Below are 15,591 nucleotides of genomic sequence, written 5' to 3'. Positions count from 1 at the left end.
TTCCCGCCTGACAGCCTGCGCTTTACCTCTTTAAACTCCGGTTACATCCCGTTTCCGGAGTTTTTTTATGTCCAACGCTACCGACGTCGAATTACGCGTCAAGTTTGTCGATAAAACCGGCAACGGTATCGACAAGTACGCTAAGCACGTCGAGCAAGTCACCAAACAAACCGAAAACGTCGTCAACCAGTCCAATGCGCGGCAGCGTACCTCGTTCGAGCGTTTATCACTAGCCCGTGAAACGCTGGGCATGCGTTCTGAAAAGAAAATCCAGCTGGAAATATCCCGCACCGAAAGCTCATACAAACGCCTGGCAGCATCCGGCAAGCTCAGCCAGGACGAACTGACCCGCGCTGCCGAAAAAACCCGGCAAAAAATCACCAGCCTGACCAATGAAATGGGCAAGCTGACTAAGGAACAACAGAAAGCCGCCAAGGCTGCCAAAGACTTCGAAGCGGCACAAGGTCGGATTAGAACCGGCGTGGCGGTAGGTGCTGGCGTGGCCGCTGCGGGCTATGCGTTGAAGTCGCCGGTGATGAATGCCATGTCATTCGACGAACGTCTGGCAAGTATGGCCAATACGGCCTATCCGGAACGCAATGCGGCCGGCCGTCTGCAAGGCGCAAAAGCGCTGGAAGCAATTATCAATCGGTCAGTGGATCTCAAGCAAGGTGGCGGAGGCACGCGCGACCAGGCTGCGGAAGCATTGGACGCTTTGATTGCTAAGGGTACGCTGTCTCGCGAACAATCCATGGCATTTTTGCCAACCATCATGCGTACCAGCTACGGTTCATCAGCGGCTCCAGTCGATATCGCCAATTTGGCCAGCGCGCTGGTCGGGCAAAACATCGTCGGCAACGAGCGCGATTTGAAGCGGGCGTTGAATATGGTTACCGCCTCCGGCCAAGCCGGCGGCTTTGAGATTAAAGACATGGCCCGGTCGTTACCTGGTCAATTGGCAGTTGGTAAAACGGCTGGCCTAGTCGGTTTGCCGGGTCTGCAAAAAATCCTGACCATGAACCAGGCGGCAGTTATGACGGCCGGCGATACTTCAACCGCCGGTAACAACGTACTTAATCTGCTGACTAAGCTGTCCTCCAACGACACTGCCAAGGATTTTGACAAGGCCGGCGGCGGTGATCTCAATAAGTTTCTAATCGATCAGCGGTTAAAAGGTGTTGACGCAGTAGACGCCTGGCTGAATTTAATCGACAAGCTGTCGCTACGCGACCCGCAAATGAAAGCGGCGCTGGCCAAGCTGCAAGCTGCCGGTAATAAGGCCGATCAACAAGCGGCCATCGAGTCGATTTCGCAACTGGCCGAAGGCGGCGTGATTGGCCGGTTCTTTCAAGATATGCAAGCCCGTGGCGCACTGTTTGGCATGCGCAACAAGGCGCTGACCGACCGCGTTGGCGGCTTTATTAGCAGCAACAATACCGAATTCGGCGCCAACGACCTCAACTATCAAACCATGGCCGGCACCGGCGCGGCGGCGATGCGTAATGCCGAGCAGGAAGCGGCAATTCGCCAGAAAGCGGCAATGGATAGGCTAATTCCAACCATCAGCAAAGCAGCCGATCTATTTGTTGATCTATCGCAGAAGTATCCGGATCTGAGCGCGGCTGTGGTCGGTGCCACCCCGCCGATTATTGCGCTAGGCACCGCCGCCGGCGTGTCTGCATTAGCGATGGGCGGCGGTAATGGCATGGGCAAAATGGCCGGCATGTTGGGCCGTGGTGCGGCCGGTTTATCCGTTGGTGCCGCTGGTGCCGCCGGTTACGGCGCGGGTAGTTTGTTTATTAAGCCAGCGGTTGACAGTGCCACTCGATTTTTGACAGGCGATAAACGCGCCACTTTGGGCACGGCCGTTTTCGATTATTTCAACAAAGGCCAGCAGCAGCCCAATAAATCCGAAGTGCATCTGACGATTGAACCGACCGCGCCTGGTTTTATGGTGAAGCAAAAAACCAAGTCTGACGATGTTCGAGTAACCACCAAGGGCAATACCGGCAACATTTTTGACGGAGCACCGCGCTAATGGCCGAATCGTATCAGGACCGCTGGAGCAATGCCGTTTGGCGCGGTATCACGTTTTTGACCGATGCCCACGACGCCAAGGGTGGTCGCCGTTTAGCGGTGCATGAATTCCCCGGTGCTGAACTGCCGGAGGTTGAAGACCTGGGCGGCAAGGCCGGCGATTACCAACTGAATGCCTATTTCATCGGCCCGGATTATGACCGCGAAGTCGATGCGCTGATTGACGAGCTAAATAAGCCTGGCTCAGATTGGCTGGTACATCCCTGGCTAGGCCGCATTTGGGTGGCGCCGGTCAGTTGGACCCGGCACGAAGCCAACAGCGCCAACGGCTATGGTACCTTGGCGATTAGCTGGGTAGCCGGTGGCCAAGCGCCGGAAGTGGCGACGCAAGATCAAGTGGACGCCGCTTACGCCGGCATAGATGGTTTTGCCGATGCGTCGGTAGCGGACTTCGATCTATTGGCCATGGGCGGCGGCGTGACTGATTTTGTCGCGGCCGTGCAAAACAAGCTGGAATGGGTACGCCAGGCGATTTCGCTGGCCTCGTTGCCGTTGACCTGGTCGCAGCAAATCTTAGGTGTAGTCGGCAGCATTAAAACCGAGGCCGGCACATTGTCGGCTATGCCAGGCCGCTATGCTGCCACCTTGCGCAGTTTAACCGGATTAGTGGGTATGGGCGGCGATAGCGCCGGTTTGGCGGTGACAGATCGGCCGCGCCTGGTAGCGAGGACGGCCAGTTTGTCTGCGCAATATCAACAAAGCCCGGTCAGCAGCGCGGTGTTGATCGATAGCACCGTGCGAGCCAATCTACAAGCCGACGCGGTGTTAAACAGCCGGTTGTGGCTGTCATCCGCCTGCCAGGTAGCCTTGGCCGATTATCAATCGGAGGCCGACCGCGATGCGGTGTTGGCCACGTTGAATACGGCGTTTGATGCGTTGATCCCAACGTTGCCAGACCCGGTATTTCAAGCAGCCGTCACGGCCCGCGCGGCGGTGATAACTGCGTTGCTGGCTCAAGATCTTAAACCGCTGCAAAGCCGCGACATCGTCGCGCCGTTGCCGTCCACCTTGTTGGCGCATCGGATGCAGATCGATGAGGCGGCGCTGTTGGCCCGCAACGGTGTGCGTCATCCGTTGTTTGTACAGGGCCGGGTTTATGGTTGAGATTAAATTCAACGGCAAGCGCTATGCCTATTGGCAGCAAGTGTCCATCAGTGCCTCGGTGGACGATCTAGCCGCCAGCGTGCAGCTGGGCGTGACTCGCTCCGGCACCGGCGAGCGCCTGGGCATCAACGAAAATAGTGTGGTTGAGGTTTTGATTGCCGATACCGTAGTGGCCACGATCCGCCCGGACATGGTGAATCGGCATGTCAACGCCAATAGCCATAGCATAGCCATTGAGGCCCGCTCGTTGGGCCGCGAATTGGTCGATTGCCAATACTCGCAAACTCTGTCCGGATTGAAATTGGCTGAGATTGTAAAGCGGCTTTGCAGCACGTTTAACGTGCCTGTACAGATTGATGCTGACACCACCTTAGTGCCGGATTTTGCCTTGCAATGCGAGTCGCCGGCCAATGCCTTAATCAACGCCGCGCGCGCTGCCAATCTATTGTTGTACGCCACGCCGGATGGCGGTCTGAAATTGACCGAGCCAACATCCGCCGCGCCGGTGGCCACGCTGGTGTATGGCGAGCAGATCGAGCAGTTTAGCGTCGTGGATGAATACAAACTGCGTTTTTCCGAATACTTGGTTAAAGGCTATGACTACGCCAGCGACAAAGCCCTGAAAGGCGGTGTAAAAGATGCCGGCATTGGTTATTTCCGGCCGCTGCATATCATGGCCGACAAGGCCGGCCAAAGCCTGGGCGGCTGCGACCGCCGCGCGGAGCTGGAACGCAATCGCCGTAAGGCTCGCGCGCATCGCATTGACTTGGATGTGTACGGCTGGACCCACGCCGGCGGCGTATGGGAGATCAATACCCAAGTGCGGGTCGTTATTCCGGATGAAGACATCGACGGCGTCTATTTGATTGGTGACCGAGCCTTTTCGCTGGATGATCAGCAAGGCAGCATGACCCGCTTAACCGTGATGCGCCGCGAGGCGTTCTTAGGCGAGGAAGCACCGGCCAAAGCCAAGAAAGCCGCTAAACACAAAAAAGCTAAAAGCAAGCCGATTATTTATGCAAGCGATCTGGAATAGGCTGCAACTGTTGTTTGCCCACGGCGTGGCGACCTTGGTGGGTGCTGACAAGGTGCAAGCTAAGGTATTGGACGGTGAGGTACTGGATAACCTGGCCCGCGTTGAGCCGTATGGATTTAGTTACCGTCCGCAAGCTGGCGCCCAGGTGTATTTGGCGTTTCCAGCCGGCGACCGCAGTTATGGAGTGGCGCTGATTGTTGGCGACAAGCGTTATCAATTGGAGTTAGAGGCCGGCGAAGTGGCATTGCATGACGACATTGGCCACATCATTAAGCTTGGCCGGAATGGCATTGCGATTGACGGCGGCGGGCATGATGTGACGATTAGCAATGCGCCGACCGTGAAAATAGCGGATGCGCTTGAGGTTGGCGCTGGCGTAAAAATTACCGGTGGGCTGGAGGTTAATGGCAAGGACGTGAGTGATCTGCATACTCATATGAGTACCACTCCAGGCACACCAACTAGCGCGGTGAATTGAAATGTTGAAAGAAGAGCTGAACCAATTGCTAGGTCAATGGAAATTGCGTGCCAAGAAGCGATTAGATTGTGCGAAATTGGAAGAGGATGGAGAAAAGCGCTTAGCCATAGAGCGTACAGCCTTTTGTTATGCGAATGCGGCATTGGAGCTTGAGGCTCTGATAACTAGAGTGGAGGCTGATCAATGTTGAAACTGGTACAAGTGGATAACAGCGTATTTGATCTGGCATTTGACGATCCAGCCGCTAATGACCTACAGGCAGCGCTGGAAACGCTGGTATATGCCGCCCTGTTTACCGATGCCGAAGCACCGGAAAGCCGCGTACCAGATCGTTACGAGCGGCGCGGCTGGTGGGCCGATCCGCAAGCCGGTACCGGGCTGTGGTATTTGCGCCGGCAAGGCCTGGGTGATGCAGCCCGGCGCGAAGCCATTTATATGGTGCAGCAAGCGTTGCTGGATCATGGGCTAACCGATGTGTCAGTTATAGAAGACCCTACCGCCGCCGGAAATGTTTCCGGGGTGTTCCTAGTCATCAGCGGTTTGCATAATGGCCGCAACTTCGCGATGAGTGTCCCGCTGTGACCGATTACGTCCGCCCGTCTTACCCTGAATTAAAAACCCGTATCGAGGCCGACCTGGCCGCGCTGCCGGCTGTGCTACGCACGCCGTTGTCCGCGATGTGGGCGCGGGTGTGTCATGGCCAGCATGGCTATCTGGATTGGATCGATAAGCAATGTTCACCGTTGACCTGCGAACTGGAACGCTTATATGACTGGGCGGCGCTGTACGGCGTTGACCGGCTGGCCGCCACGCCGGCAACCGGCAATGTACTAGCCACCGGCACGCTGGGAACTGATCTACTGGCCGACAAGATTTTGCGCGGCCAAAACGGTTTGGATTACAAAGTGCTGGCGGCGGTGACGCTGGGCGCCGGTTCTACACCGGTATCGGTCCGCTGCGAGTCTGCTGGTGCCGCGACCAATTTGGCGGCGGGTCAAACCCTGACGCTGGTTGATCCGGTCGCGGGCGTTAATAGCACGTTAACCGTGGCAGTCGGTGGTTTGACCGGCGGCGCAGAGATTGAAACGCTGGAAGCCTGGCGGGTTAGAGTGTCCGACGAATGGCGCACCATGGTGACGCGGGGCGCAAGATCCGGCAAACCTGACGATTATCGGTTTTGGGCTAAAACGGCGCATCCGTCTGTGACCACCGCGCTGGTACAACCACACGTACTCGGCTTAGGCACGGTGATTGTCCGGCCAATTTGTAACGGTTTGGCGAATCGCCTACCCACTACCGCAATCATCAACGCTGTATCCGCTTTCCTGACCGATATTGCCCCGGCAACGGCGGATTGGAGCGTGACAGCGCCGATTGTGCGGCCAGTTAATGCCACTATCGATTTGATGCCCGGTTATGACACGACGGGTAATCGCAATGCGATTACGGCAGCACTGAATGCATTGGTGTTATCAGAGGTTAGCGAAACTGCCTTTCTGGCACTGGCCGAGATAGATGCGGCTATTGCTACGGTGACGACGCAATATACGCGCATCGCGCCGGTCGCCGATTTAGCTGCCGCCGCTGGCGAAGTATTTGTATTACAGCCGGTGATTTGGGCATGATCAAAATCAAGACACATTCAATCCCCGAGTTCGCCGCCGCGCACTTGGCCGAATTGCCGCCTGGTGAGGCGTGGCGTTGGCCGGTGGGCGGATTCGGACAGGAGTTATTAGCGGCTACCTCGGCAGAGTTGGCGCGCGTTGAAGCCGCGACACAAACTGTATTGGATACCGCTATAGAAACGCATATACCGGCTGTCAGTAGCTGGCATATCAGCGAGTATCGGCGGGTAGCGAACGAAGCTATTGCCGGGGTGAGCGAGACCATGCCACGCAAAATGTTGGCGGTTGGCTCGCATGTGGGCGACCGCTGTTGGAGTGCGGCTGGCCCATCGACGACTTTTCCGATTGATTTGGTGCAGGTCGATCATTTGGTAACCAAGCCGTTGCGGGTGGGTAGTCGTGTGGGTGATCGGTGTTGGAGCCATCGCAGCCGCTATATTTTGCGGGTGCGCTACTACCGTTCGGTAGTTAATCCGAAATTGTTATGGGATGCGCTAGCAGAGTTTAAGCAAGCGCACGTTTTTTTATGGTTTGAGGACATCACCGGTAGCGGTGGAGAGGTGCGCTATGCATAGAATCGATGGGGCCGGTCATGTTGGCAACTTGTTTGTCAATGAGGACCCTGACTTAAATCAGCCGCCGACCGAGATTACTGTTGCTTGGCTGAATGCGATACAAGAGGAGATTGTCGCGGTCATTTTGGCGGCCGGATTACCGCTTGTGAAAGCTGATAGCACTCAGTTGTTGCAGGCTATCAAAAAAATCAAGCAACGAAATCTGGCGAAGATAGCTAGTAGCGGAAATTTTTTGACGTCTGCAAGCATTACGCCCTCAACGGTTTTTAAAATTACTCTGGTCGGTGGCGGTGCTGGCGGCGGCGGATCAAATGCCGCGTTTACCTTGGGCCAATCGGGCGGGGCTGGTGCTGCTGTGGAGTTTTTAATCGCGGGCTTGCAGCCTAACACTAATTATGCGGTTGTGATTGGCGCGCCTGGTGCAGGCGGTGGGCCTGGATCTGACGGCGGCATGGGCCTTTCTACCCAGATCACCATCAATGCCGTAGTTTATTCCGCTGGCCCAGGCAATGGCGGTCTAGGCACGACAACAGCCATCATTAACGGTGTACAGCTCCAAGGCGTGGCAAATGCAGCTGTGCTGGCGTTGCCGCACAAAAACATATTGCAGGCGCTGCCTGCTCTTGGATTTGCGGTGTCATCGGTTTCAATCGGTGTCGGGCCTAATGGCGGTTCAACGCCGTTTGGTTCACCCGGGATTGGCGGGCAAACAGGTTTTGGAGATGGTGGTAATGCAAGCGGGTACGGCGCTGGAGGTGGAGCCGGAATAGGGCTGGGCAGTAGCGGCGGCAACGGTTCGCCTGGATTATTCATAGCGGAATGGGTGGAGTAATGCGGCTAGCACAGGTACAAAACGGATTCGTAGTGAATGTCGTCGAGTCTGACGTAGTTATTGATGGCTATTTCGAGTCTAGTACGGCAAATATTGGCGATCAGTTTATAGGGGGGCAGTTTTTTCAGCAATTGCTCGGCGTATCTCAAGTGCGTGCTGACAAATCACGCGAATTACGATCTGCTGCTCAGTCGGCTATTATCGGCGGTAAGCAATCCAATGCATTGGGTGCCATGCATACGTATCCCACCACAAAAGACGATCAAGCATTTTTGACCGCTCGTTATTCCAAGGCGGTGGCTCTTGGCGCTGCCGGCGAACCTTATAAATTTATGTGTGCTGATGCTGAAGGTGTTTGGTCGCGTCGCGAGCATACTGCCGAGCAAATCATCGCTGTAGCGTTAGCCGTCGAAGGACACATAACAGATCAGCTCAATAAACTTGATCAATTGATAGCGGATTTGAGCGCTGCAGAAGATGCAGAAGATTTGGAGGCTATTGAAGCTATAGTCTGGTAAAGACGGTGCGACCCGCGATGGTGCGCTAACACCGTCGCCGGCCACCATTCGCAGAGCGAGCTGCTTCAGGCCTTGGCACCGTGCCGTGTACACAGCATGCCAAGCCTAGTGCAAAGTGGCTATTTATGGAAATTGTACGTTGTGGCCAATGTGGCCGGAAATTGGCTGAAGCGGAATATTCCCGCTTGGCTATTAAGTGTCCTCGGTGTGGGACGATGAATGAACTGAAGGCCTGCGAGCCTCTCACCAGCGCGCCGCGAGCGCCTGACCAAGAGGTCTATGATGGCAAAACCAATTGTCCCTTGGGTGGGCGGCAAACGTCGCCTAGCTAAACATATTCTGCCTATGTTTCCTGAGCATGGCTGCTACGTCGAGCCATTCGCCGGCGGCGCGGCCTTGTTCTTTATGAAAGAGCAGGCGGAAACTGAGGTGTTGAACGACATTAACGGTGATTTGGTGAATCTTTATAGGGTCGTCAAACACCATTTGGAAGAGTTTGTCAGGCAGTTTAAATGGGCATTGATCAGCCGGCAGATATATGCCTGGTTGCGCGATACACCCATCGAAACGTTGACCGACATTCAGCGCGCTGCTCGTTTCTACTACCTGCAAAAGCTGGCGTTCGGCGGTAAGGTGTCAGATCAGACGTTTGGCACTGCCACAACCGGTAAGCCGCGTTTGAATTTATTGCGGATCGAGGAGGAGTTGTCTGCAGCGCATTTGCGCTTGTCGCGTGTGTTTATCGAGCACTTAGCGTGGGAAGAATGTATTAGGCGCTATGATCGACCGCATACTCTGTTTTATCTTGATCCGCCGTATTGGGGGACCGAAGGTTATGGCGTAGCGTTTGGGCTTGAGCAATACGATTTGATGGCGGCGTTGGCTAAGTCTATCGAAGGCAGGATGGTTATATCGGTGAATGATATTCCGCAAATGCGAGCAGCTTTTTCGGGTTTGAATATCGATGAGGTAGACATTAATTACACTGTCGGTGGCGGCGCGAAACGTAAGTCTGCGAAGGAGTTAATTATTCGCAATTGGTTCGATTAATTCTCCGTCCTGTTTTCAAGGCAAATCGGCATTAATTCTCCGTCCTGAATTCAATGCCGCTTTGTCCGGAATTCAAACGCGCTCCACTGCCTTGTTGGGTTCTTTTACCGCGCTGGCAGTGTGCGTGCCCACCGCGAATGCCACCAACGGCTATTTTGCCCACAGCTATGGCGCCCGAAGTAAAGCCTTGGCCGGGGCCAGTACCGGTTTTGCGCAGGATGCTATTGTCTCGGCGATAAATCCGGCGGTTCTGGCCTATGTGGGTGACCGTCTGGATTTGGAATTTGAACTATTCAGCCCGCATCGAGAATACCGCGTAAATGGCGCCGGCATGTTGGCGACCGGGTCGGTGGAAAGCGACAGCGAGTATTTTCCGGTGCCGACCCTGGGTTGGAGTTACCAATTGGATGCCGAGCAAACGCTTGGTTTGGCCATGTATGGCAATGGCGGTATGAATACTGATTACAAGCCGCTGGTGAACGGCAATGGCTTGTTTACCGGCGCGAACGGTACCTTCGGCGCCGGCCGCACCGGTATCGATATGGCGCAAGCGTTTATTGTGGGCACCTACGCGCATTCATTCGCCAACGGCCGGTATGCATTGGGAATTTCGCCGATTTTCGCGGCGCAGACTTTTAAGGCCAGGGGCCTGAATACGTTCGGTCAGTTCGGTTTTTCCAGTGAACCCGATCATTTATCGGATCAGGGGCGCGATTATTCTTTCGGCGCCGGCTTCCGGGTAGGTGGGTTGGCCGAGTTAACGCCGGGTTTGCGATTGGGTGCGTCTTACAAAAGCCGCATCTATATGTCCAAGTTTGAACGCTACTCCGGATTGTTTGCCCAGGGTGGTGGTTTTGATATTCCAGACAGCTTCAATGTTGGTTTGTCCTGGGACGTTAGCAAAGCGCTGACCGCCAATTTTGACGTAGAGCATATCCGCTACAGTGAGATCAAATCGGTTGGCAACACCTTTCAAGGCAATTTGCTGGGGCACGCCGACGGCCGAGGCTTTGGCTGGAACGATATGACGATCTATAAAGCCGGTGTGCAGTGGCAGCAAAGCCAGGATTGGATTTGGCGTGGCGGCCTCAGTTATGGGCAGCAGCCCATCGAAGGTTCCGAGGTGTTGTTTAATATTCTCGCGCCCGGGGTGCAGGAATGGCATTTGACCGGCGGCCTAAGTCACGCACTTAGCAAACAGGACGAACTCAGTTTTGCGTTCATGTATTCGCCACAGAAAACCATTACCGGCCCAAATCCATTGAGTCCGGGCCAATCCATCGATTTGTCGATGAGCCAGTTTTCGCTGCAATTCGGTTGGACGCGGCGGTTTTAATTCATTCAGGGCTCTCCTCCCTCTCAAGCGCCGTCAAGGCACTTCTTTTTTTAACCGACTGCTACAAAATATGCCGATGACATTCCCTGATCAAGTGGTTTTTCAGAAATTTAAAGGCTTAGAACCGCCACAATGCATGGCTTGTGCTGCCTAATAGTTGTTAAAGCAACAGCAGGTCAACAATGGCTGTACGTCAAGCAGCAATGTAGTGGCGGCGAATCAACTAAACACTATGCCAAACAACGACTTGTTAGCTGGCACATAAATTGATCTATGAAAGAAATTAAGCATTCATCAAACACCATGTCCAAACCGACCGTTTCCCGACTCGCCAGCACCCGTATCCCGACGGCGTACGGCGACTTTCAACTCTGCTATTACAGCAATACCCTGGATAACAAAGAACATCTGGCTTTTGTGATGGGCAACGTCACGGACGCAGAAAACGTAATGGTACGTATCCACTCCGAATGTTTTACCGGTGACGTGCTGGGCTCCAGACGTTGCGACTGCGGCGAACAACTGGACCGCTCCTTGCAGTTGATCGCCAGCCAAGGCACCGGTGTTTTAGTCTATCTGCGCCAGGAAGGCCGCGGCATTGGCCTGTTGCAAAAGATGCGCGCCTACAATCTGCAAGACCAAGGTTATGACACGGTGGACGCCAATTTGTTGCTGGGCCACGGTGCCGATGAACGAGATTACTCCTTGGCGGCCCGCATTCTGGACGAGCTGGGCGTCAATTCTATACGCCTGATGACCAACAATCCGTTAAAGATTCAAGCTTTGGAAAGCGAAGGCATCCTTGTCAAAGCTCGTGTTCCTTTGGAAGCTTCTGTAAATGCCGACAATCAAGGCTATTTGCTGACCAAAGTTCGGCGGATGGATCATCTATTGCAGGTTAAACCTGCCGCTATTAGGGTAACCGCACATGATTGTGAACCAGCAGATTGAGCGCTGGCTGACTGCCCAAACAGCGTTTTCCGAATCAGCGGAGCGGCCGTTTGTCACGCTAAGTTATGCGCAAAGTTGGGATGGCAGCATTACCACGCGCGCCGGCGAAACCTTGGGTTTGAGCGGTTCCGAATCGAGGCGTTTAACCCACCAACTCCGTAGTCTCCATGACGGCATCCTGGTCGGTATCGGCACGGTGCTGACTGATGACCCGCAATTAACGGTACGCGAATGGGATGGGCACAATCCGCAACCCATCGTGTTGGATAGCGGGTTACGCACGCCGCCCACCGCTCGCCTCTGCCAACGCAAGGATAAAGAGTGCTGGCTGTTAACCTGTTTGAAACCCGACGGGACATTCGGCGGAAACGCCGAAATTATCACCTTAGCCGGCGATGAATATGGGCGTGTTGATCTGTCGGTAGCACTGCAACGCCTTTGGGAAAAAGGCATCCGGACGCTGATGGTGGAAGGCGGCAGTCAAGTCATCACCGCCTTTTTAAAGGCGCAATTCGCGGATGCCTTGGTATTGACCATCGCGCCGACTTTGGTCGGCGGTTATAAGGGCGTCGGCAATCTGGATTTAGGCTGCAAAAGCCAATTGCCGCAAATTCGACCGCTACATTCGCAGATGCTGGGACAAGATTTGATCATGTGGGGCAATCTGCATTATCTCGAGCCGGCCTTAGCGTGAACGTTCAACAACTTTGGTTTACCAAGCCCCGAGAGGTGGCAATCCGCGAGCAGCGCTTGCCGCCGTTGCAGCCTGGGCAAATTCTGGTGAAGAGTCTTTGCTCGGCAATCAGCGCTGGTACGGAAATGCTGGTTTACCGTGGACAATTGCCACCAGATATTGCGCTGGATGCTTCATTGACAGTGTTGCAGCAGCAAACCGCTTATCCTTTACAGTACGGTTATGCCTGCGTAAGCAGCGTCGAACAAATTGGCGTTGGCGTCGATGCGGCCTGGCTAAATAAGCGCGTGTTTTCATTTCAGCCGCACGCCAGCCATTTTATTGCGGTGGCAGATCAATTGATCGTGTTGCCGGATGATGTCGAAGCCGAGGCGGCGGTATTTTTAGCCAACATGGAAACAGCCGTCAATCTGGTGCTGGACGGTGGGCCAGCGTTGGGGGAACGGGTGGTCGTTTTAGGGCAGGGCATCGTTGGCTTGCTGCTATCCAGCGTGCTGTCACGTTTTCCGTTGGCGCAGTTGCTGGCTTTGGATGAAATCGGCAAACGTCGCAATTTCGCTGAATGGCTGGGCGTGCATCACGCTTTCGATCCAAAGTCAGAAAGCCACATAGCGAAATTGAAAGACGCTTTACGCTTGCCGGTCGATTTGTCGGTAACCCCTAATTCCGGCTGCGATTTGATTTTTGAGGTCAGTGGTTCGCCGGAGGCATTGAATCTGGCTATCGAATTATGCAGCTATTCCGGGCGTATCGTGATCGGCAGTTGGTACGGTAACAAATCCGCACCCGTGCAACTGGGTGCGGTGGCCCATCGCAATCGAATCAAATTCATCAGCAGCCAAGTCAGCAGCATTGCGCCGGAATTAACTGGGCGCTGGGATAAGGAAAGGCGTTTCCAACAAGCCTGGCAGATGATTCGGCAAGTGAAGCCGCAAGCGCTGATTAGCCACAGAGTGCCGATTGATCAAGCCGCCGACATCTATAAACTGCTGGATCAAGCGCCGGAACAAGTCTTACAAGCCGTTTTTATTTATTAAAACCCGTATCCATTTAGGAAAGCCCACATGTACAGCGTAGCCGTCAGCCGAGACTTTATCGCCAACCATTATTTAATCGGCGGCGACTGGGGCAGCGAAAACCAGCCGCATGCCCACCATTACGTGGCCGAAGTGCGTATCGATGGCGAGCAACTCGACCGGCACGGCTATCTGGTGGACATCGTTGCCATCGAAGCGGCTTTGGATGCTGTAGTCGCCGGCTTCCGCGATCAAATGCTCAACGATAAACCGGAATTTGCCGGTTTAAATCCCAGCATCGAGCACTTCAGCCGCATCATCTGCGAAAAAATCGCCGCAGCCATTAATCCGCCCGGCACCGGCAGATTGCGGGTAAAACTCTGGGAAAATTCCACCTGCTGGGCGGCTTACCGTTTGGCGTTCTAACCGGTAAATCCCGTGCATGTTGGTCTGTTGACCGTTGGCGATATGGATAGCGTCAGCGGCGGTTATTTGTATAACCGCAAGTTGGTGGCTTACCTGCGAAGTAGGGGCGATCAGGTCAGCATCATCAGCCTGCCGCCATGCAGTTATCGGCGTCTGTTGGCGGAAAATATTACCGGCGATTTACTGGAGAAAATTGCCGCCGCCAAGCCGGATATTCTGATCCAAGACGCCATGGTGCATCCGGCGGTGTTTTATTTGAATCGGCGGATTAGCAAACAACTTAACATCCCGATAATCGCCCTGGTGCATCTGCTGGCCAGCATGGACCAAGCACCTTGGCACATCGCTTGGTTATACCGGATTGTCGAACGCTGCTATTTGCAATCGCTGGACGGCATCATCGCCAACAGCCGGACCACGCTAAGCCAAATCCAACAGCTACTTACCGGCGAATTGCCGCCGCACTGTATTGCGGTGCCGGCCGGCGACAACTTTGCCGAAGTAAATGTTGATCGTGCAGGTATCTTAAACCGCGCGCTGGGGCCAGGACCGTTAAGGATATTGCTGGTGGGCAACGTCATCCGTCGCAAGGGTTTGCATGTGCTGCTCAAAGCCCTTGGTCAACTGCCCGCACAGGACTATCAGCTCAGCGTGGCCGGGCGGCTGGATATGGAGCCGGGTTATGTCGTGTATATCAAAACCCTGCTTCAAGATGCCGGATTGACCCAAAAAGTGTCCTTTCTCGGCTCCGTGCAAAGTGAAGCGTTGGCTGATTTATACCGGCAACATCAGCTATTAGTCATGCCGTCCGCTTACGAAAGCTACGGCATTGTTTATGTGGAAGCCCAGCAATTTGGCTTGCCGGTGATCGGCACCACGGCGGGCGCGGCTTGGGAGATTATTCGCGAAGCGGAAAACGGCTATTTGATCGAACCCGAAAATCATGGCGCGTTAGCCAATTTATTACACTCCCTGCATCATGATCGGCGGCTGCTGGATCGATTGGGCGCCAACGCCTTGCAAGCCTACGCTGGCCATTCCACATGGGAGGCAAGTTGCGCCAAAATCCGCGCGTTTTTATCGGGTCAAGTAACCGGGCAAAACTGATAAACGCTCAGCCATTGGCCAACAAACGCGTGCGCCGGCTAGCAAGTCCCTGTCGAGCACAGCTATCGATGTAGTGGTTCAGCGCCACCTGAGCATTGGTTTTAGAGGAAAAAGGCCCTTTACGGCCTTCCCGAGTCAAAAAATACCAGGCGGGTAAGCCTGTGCCAGGATTAACTACAGACAAAAATCGTTCGGTGCGAAACATAAACCACTCACTCTCAAGAATTAAACAGGCGTGATGCCGATAATGTCGTATCACTATTTATGCCATGTTTATAAGCCTTGCAAAGCCTGGTTTTATTACGCCGGATTAGAGAAAAAGTGTTGCTGGAGATACTGATATTGTTGATCTGGTGTATGGTAAACAATTTAGCGGGATGGCTCGCTGAACTAAGCTTGGGCTAAACTCAATGGGCTTCGTAGGATGGGTAGAGCGTCAGCGAAACCCATCGCTAACTTCAAACGTACCCTGAAAAAAAAGATAAATGACTGAATACCGCCGCCATCGAGTCCAAGGTGGCACTTACTTTTTTACGGTAAATCTGGCGGATAGAGGCCAAACACTACTGACGGATCATATTGAGATTTTGCGAGAATCCTTCCGTATGGTTAAACAAAAACATCCATTTAGTCGCCCCTGAAAAGCCACAAATTCACGGCTAAAGCATTGAAACACAATAAATAATTGAAGAAAAAGACGGGCAATAATTGCAAGAAATTAGTAAAATAGATATTAATTTCTTGCA

At 54.1% G+C, this 15,591-nt stretch carries 19 protein-coding genes; 18 read left to right on the top strand and 1 reads right to left on the bottom strand.

Annotated elements, in window-relative coordinates; translation table 11 throughout:
• Window positions 1-67 precede the first annotated feature (67 nt).
• The 18 genes from EBB_RS20870 (at window position 68) to EBB_RS20785 (ending at window position 14,845) form a co-directional block, all read left to right on the top strand.
• Entirely contained in the window at window positions 68-2,038 is a 1,971-nt protein-coding gene (locus EBB_RS20870; protein WP_192395635.1) for a phage tail tape measure protein, read from the top strand.
• Entirely contained in the window at window positions 2,038-3,201 is a 1,164-nt protein-coding gene (locus EBB_RS20865) for a DNA circularization N-terminal domain-containing protein (RefSeq protein WP_192395634.1), read from the top strand. Before EBB_RS20870 ends, EBB_RS20865 begins: the two co-directional genes overlap by 1 nt.
• Window positions 3,194-4,237 (top strand): phage baseplate assembly protein, encoded by a 1,044-nt coding sequence (locus tag EBB_RS20860; RefSeq protein ID WP_192395633.1) that lies wholly within the window; start codon window positions 3,194-3,196, stop codon window positions 4,235-4,237. The genes EBB_RS20865 and EBB_RS20860 overlap by 8 nt, the downstream gene beginning before the upstream one ends.
• Window positions 4,218-4,715 carry a phage baseplate assembly protein domain-containing protein gene (locus EBB_RS20855; RefSeq protein WP_192395632.1) on the top strand — a complete coding sequence of 166 codons (498 nt, stop codon included), beginning with the start codon at window positions 4,218-4,220 and terminating at the stop codon, window positions 4,713-4,715. The genes EBB_RS20860 and EBB_RS20855 overlap by 20 nt, the downstream gene beginning before the upstream one ends.
• Window position 4,716: 1 nt before the next feature.
• Window positions 4,717-4,905 (top strand): hypothetical protein, encoded by a 189-nt coding sequence (locus EBB_RS20850; RefSeq protein ID WP_192395631.1) that lies wholly within the window; start codon window positions 4,717-4,719, stop codon window positions 4,903-4,905.
• A complete protein-coding gene (locus tag EBB_RS20845) occupies window positions 4,899-5,297 on the top strand; it encodes a phage GP46 family protein (protein WP_192395630.1) in 399 nt (132 codons plus the stop codon). The genes EBB_RS20850 and EBB_RS20845 overlap by 7 nt, the downstream gene beginning before the upstream one ends.
• Window positions 5,294-6,340 carry a baseplate J/gp47 family protein gene (locus EBB_RS20840; protein WP_192395629.1) on the top strand — a complete coding sequence of 349 codons (1,047 nt, stop codon included), beginning with the start codon at window positions 5,294-5,296 and terminating at the stop codon, window positions 6,338-6,340. The genes EBB_RS20845 and EBB_RS20840 overlap by 4 nt, the downstream gene beginning before the upstream one ends.
• On the top strand, window positions 6,337-6,915 hold the full coding sequence (locus EBB_RS20835; protein ID WP_223146893.1) for a hypothetical protein: 579 nt from the start codon (window positions 6,337-6,339) through the stop codon (window positions 6,913-6,915). Before EBB_RS20840 ends, EBB_RS20835 begins: the two co-directional genes overlap by 4 nt.
• A gap of 28 nt (window positions 6,916-6,943) precedes the next feature.
• Window positions 6,944-7,747 (top strand): glycine-rich domain-containing protein, encoded by an 804-nt coding sequence (locus tag EBB_RS20830; RefSeq protein ID WP_192395628.1) that lies wholly within the window; start codon window positions 6,944-6,946, stop codon window positions 7,745-7,747.
• Between the two features lie 32 nt (window positions 7,748-7,779).
• Window positions 7,780-8,265 (top strand): DUF4376 domain-containing protein, encoded by a 486-nt coding sequence (locus tag EBB_RS20825; protein ID WP_192395627.1) that lies wholly within the window; start codon window positions 7,780-7,782, stop codon window positions 8,263-8,265.
• 125 nt (window positions 8,266-8,390) lie between these two features.
• Window positions 8,391-8,597 (top strand): Com family DNA-binding transcriptional regulator, encoded by a 207-nt coding sequence (locus EBB_RS26790; protein ID WP_192395626.1) that lies wholly within the window; start codon window positions 8,391-8,393, stop codon window positions 8,595-8,597.
• Entirely contained in the window at window positions 8,548-9,315 is a 768-nt protein-coding gene (locus tag EBB_RS20815) for a DNA adenine methylase (RefSeq protein ID WP_225587660.1), read from the top strand. The genes EBB_RS26790 and EBB_RS20815 overlap by 50 nt, the downstream gene beginning before the upstream one ends.
• A 61-nt stretch (window positions 9,316-9,376) precedes the next feature.
• Window positions 9,377-10,651 carry an OmpP1/FadL family transporter gene (locus EBB_RS20810; RefSeq protein ID WP_225587659.1) on the top strand — a complete coding sequence of 425 codons (1,275 nt, stop codon included), beginning with the start codon at window positions 9,377-9,379 and terminating at the stop codon, window positions 10,649-10,651.
• A gap of 303 nt (window positions 10,652-10,954) precedes the next feature.
• Window positions 10,955-11,602, top strand: coding sequence for a GTP cyclohydrolase II (gene ribA, locus EBB_RS20805; protein WP_192395624.1), 648 nt, complete (start codon window positions 10,955-10,957; stop codon window positions 11,600-11,602).
• Complete coding sequence (locus EBB_RS20800; protein ID WP_192395623.1) at window positions 11,580-12,296, top strand: RibD family protein; 717 nt, start codon at window positions 11,580-11,582, stop codon at window positions 12,294-12,296. Before ribA ends, EBB_RS20800 begins: the two co-directional genes overlap by 23 nt.
• Entirely contained in the window at window positions 12,293-13,333 is a 1,041-nt protein-coding gene (locus EBB_RS20795; protein WP_192395622.1) for a zinc-dependent alcohol dehydrogenase, read from the top strand. The genes EBB_RS20800 and EBB_RS20795 overlap by 4 nt, the downstream gene beginning before the upstream one ends.
• A gap of 27 nt (window positions 13,334-13,360) precedes the next feature.
• On the top strand, window positions 13,361-13,738 hold the full coding sequence (locus tag EBB_RS20790) for a 6-pyruvoyl trahydropterin synthase family protein (protein WP_192395621.1): 378 nt from the start codon (window positions 13,361-13,363) through the stop codon (window positions 13,736-13,738).
• A 12-nt stretch (window positions 13,739-13,750) separates the two neighbouring features.
• Window positions 13,751-14,845, top strand: coding sequence for a glycosyltransferase family 4 protein (locus tag EBB_RS20785; protein ID WP_192395620.1), 1,095 nt, complete (start codon window positions 13,751-13,753; stop codon window positions 14,843-14,845).
• A gap of 7 nt (window positions 14,846-14,852) precedes the next feature.
• Here the strand turns inward: EBB_RS20785 and EBB_RS26785 are convergent, their stop codons facing one another.
• A complete protein-coding gene (locus EBB_RS26785; RefSeq protein WP_223146892.1) occupies window positions 14,853-15,050 on the bottom strand; it encodes a DUF6316 family protein in 198 nt (65 codons plus the stop codon).
• Window positions 15,051-15,591 lie beyond the last annotated feature (541 nt).

The sequence above is a fragment of the Methylomonas fluvii genome (assembly GCF_014850975.1).
Taxonomy (GTDB): Bacteria; Pseudomonadota; Gammaproteobacteria; order Methylococcales; family Methylomonadaceae; genus Methylomonas; species Methylomonas fluvii.
The sequence above is the reverse complement of the archived record's forward strand: the minus strand, read 5'-3'. Positions and strand labels throughout refer to the sequence as shown.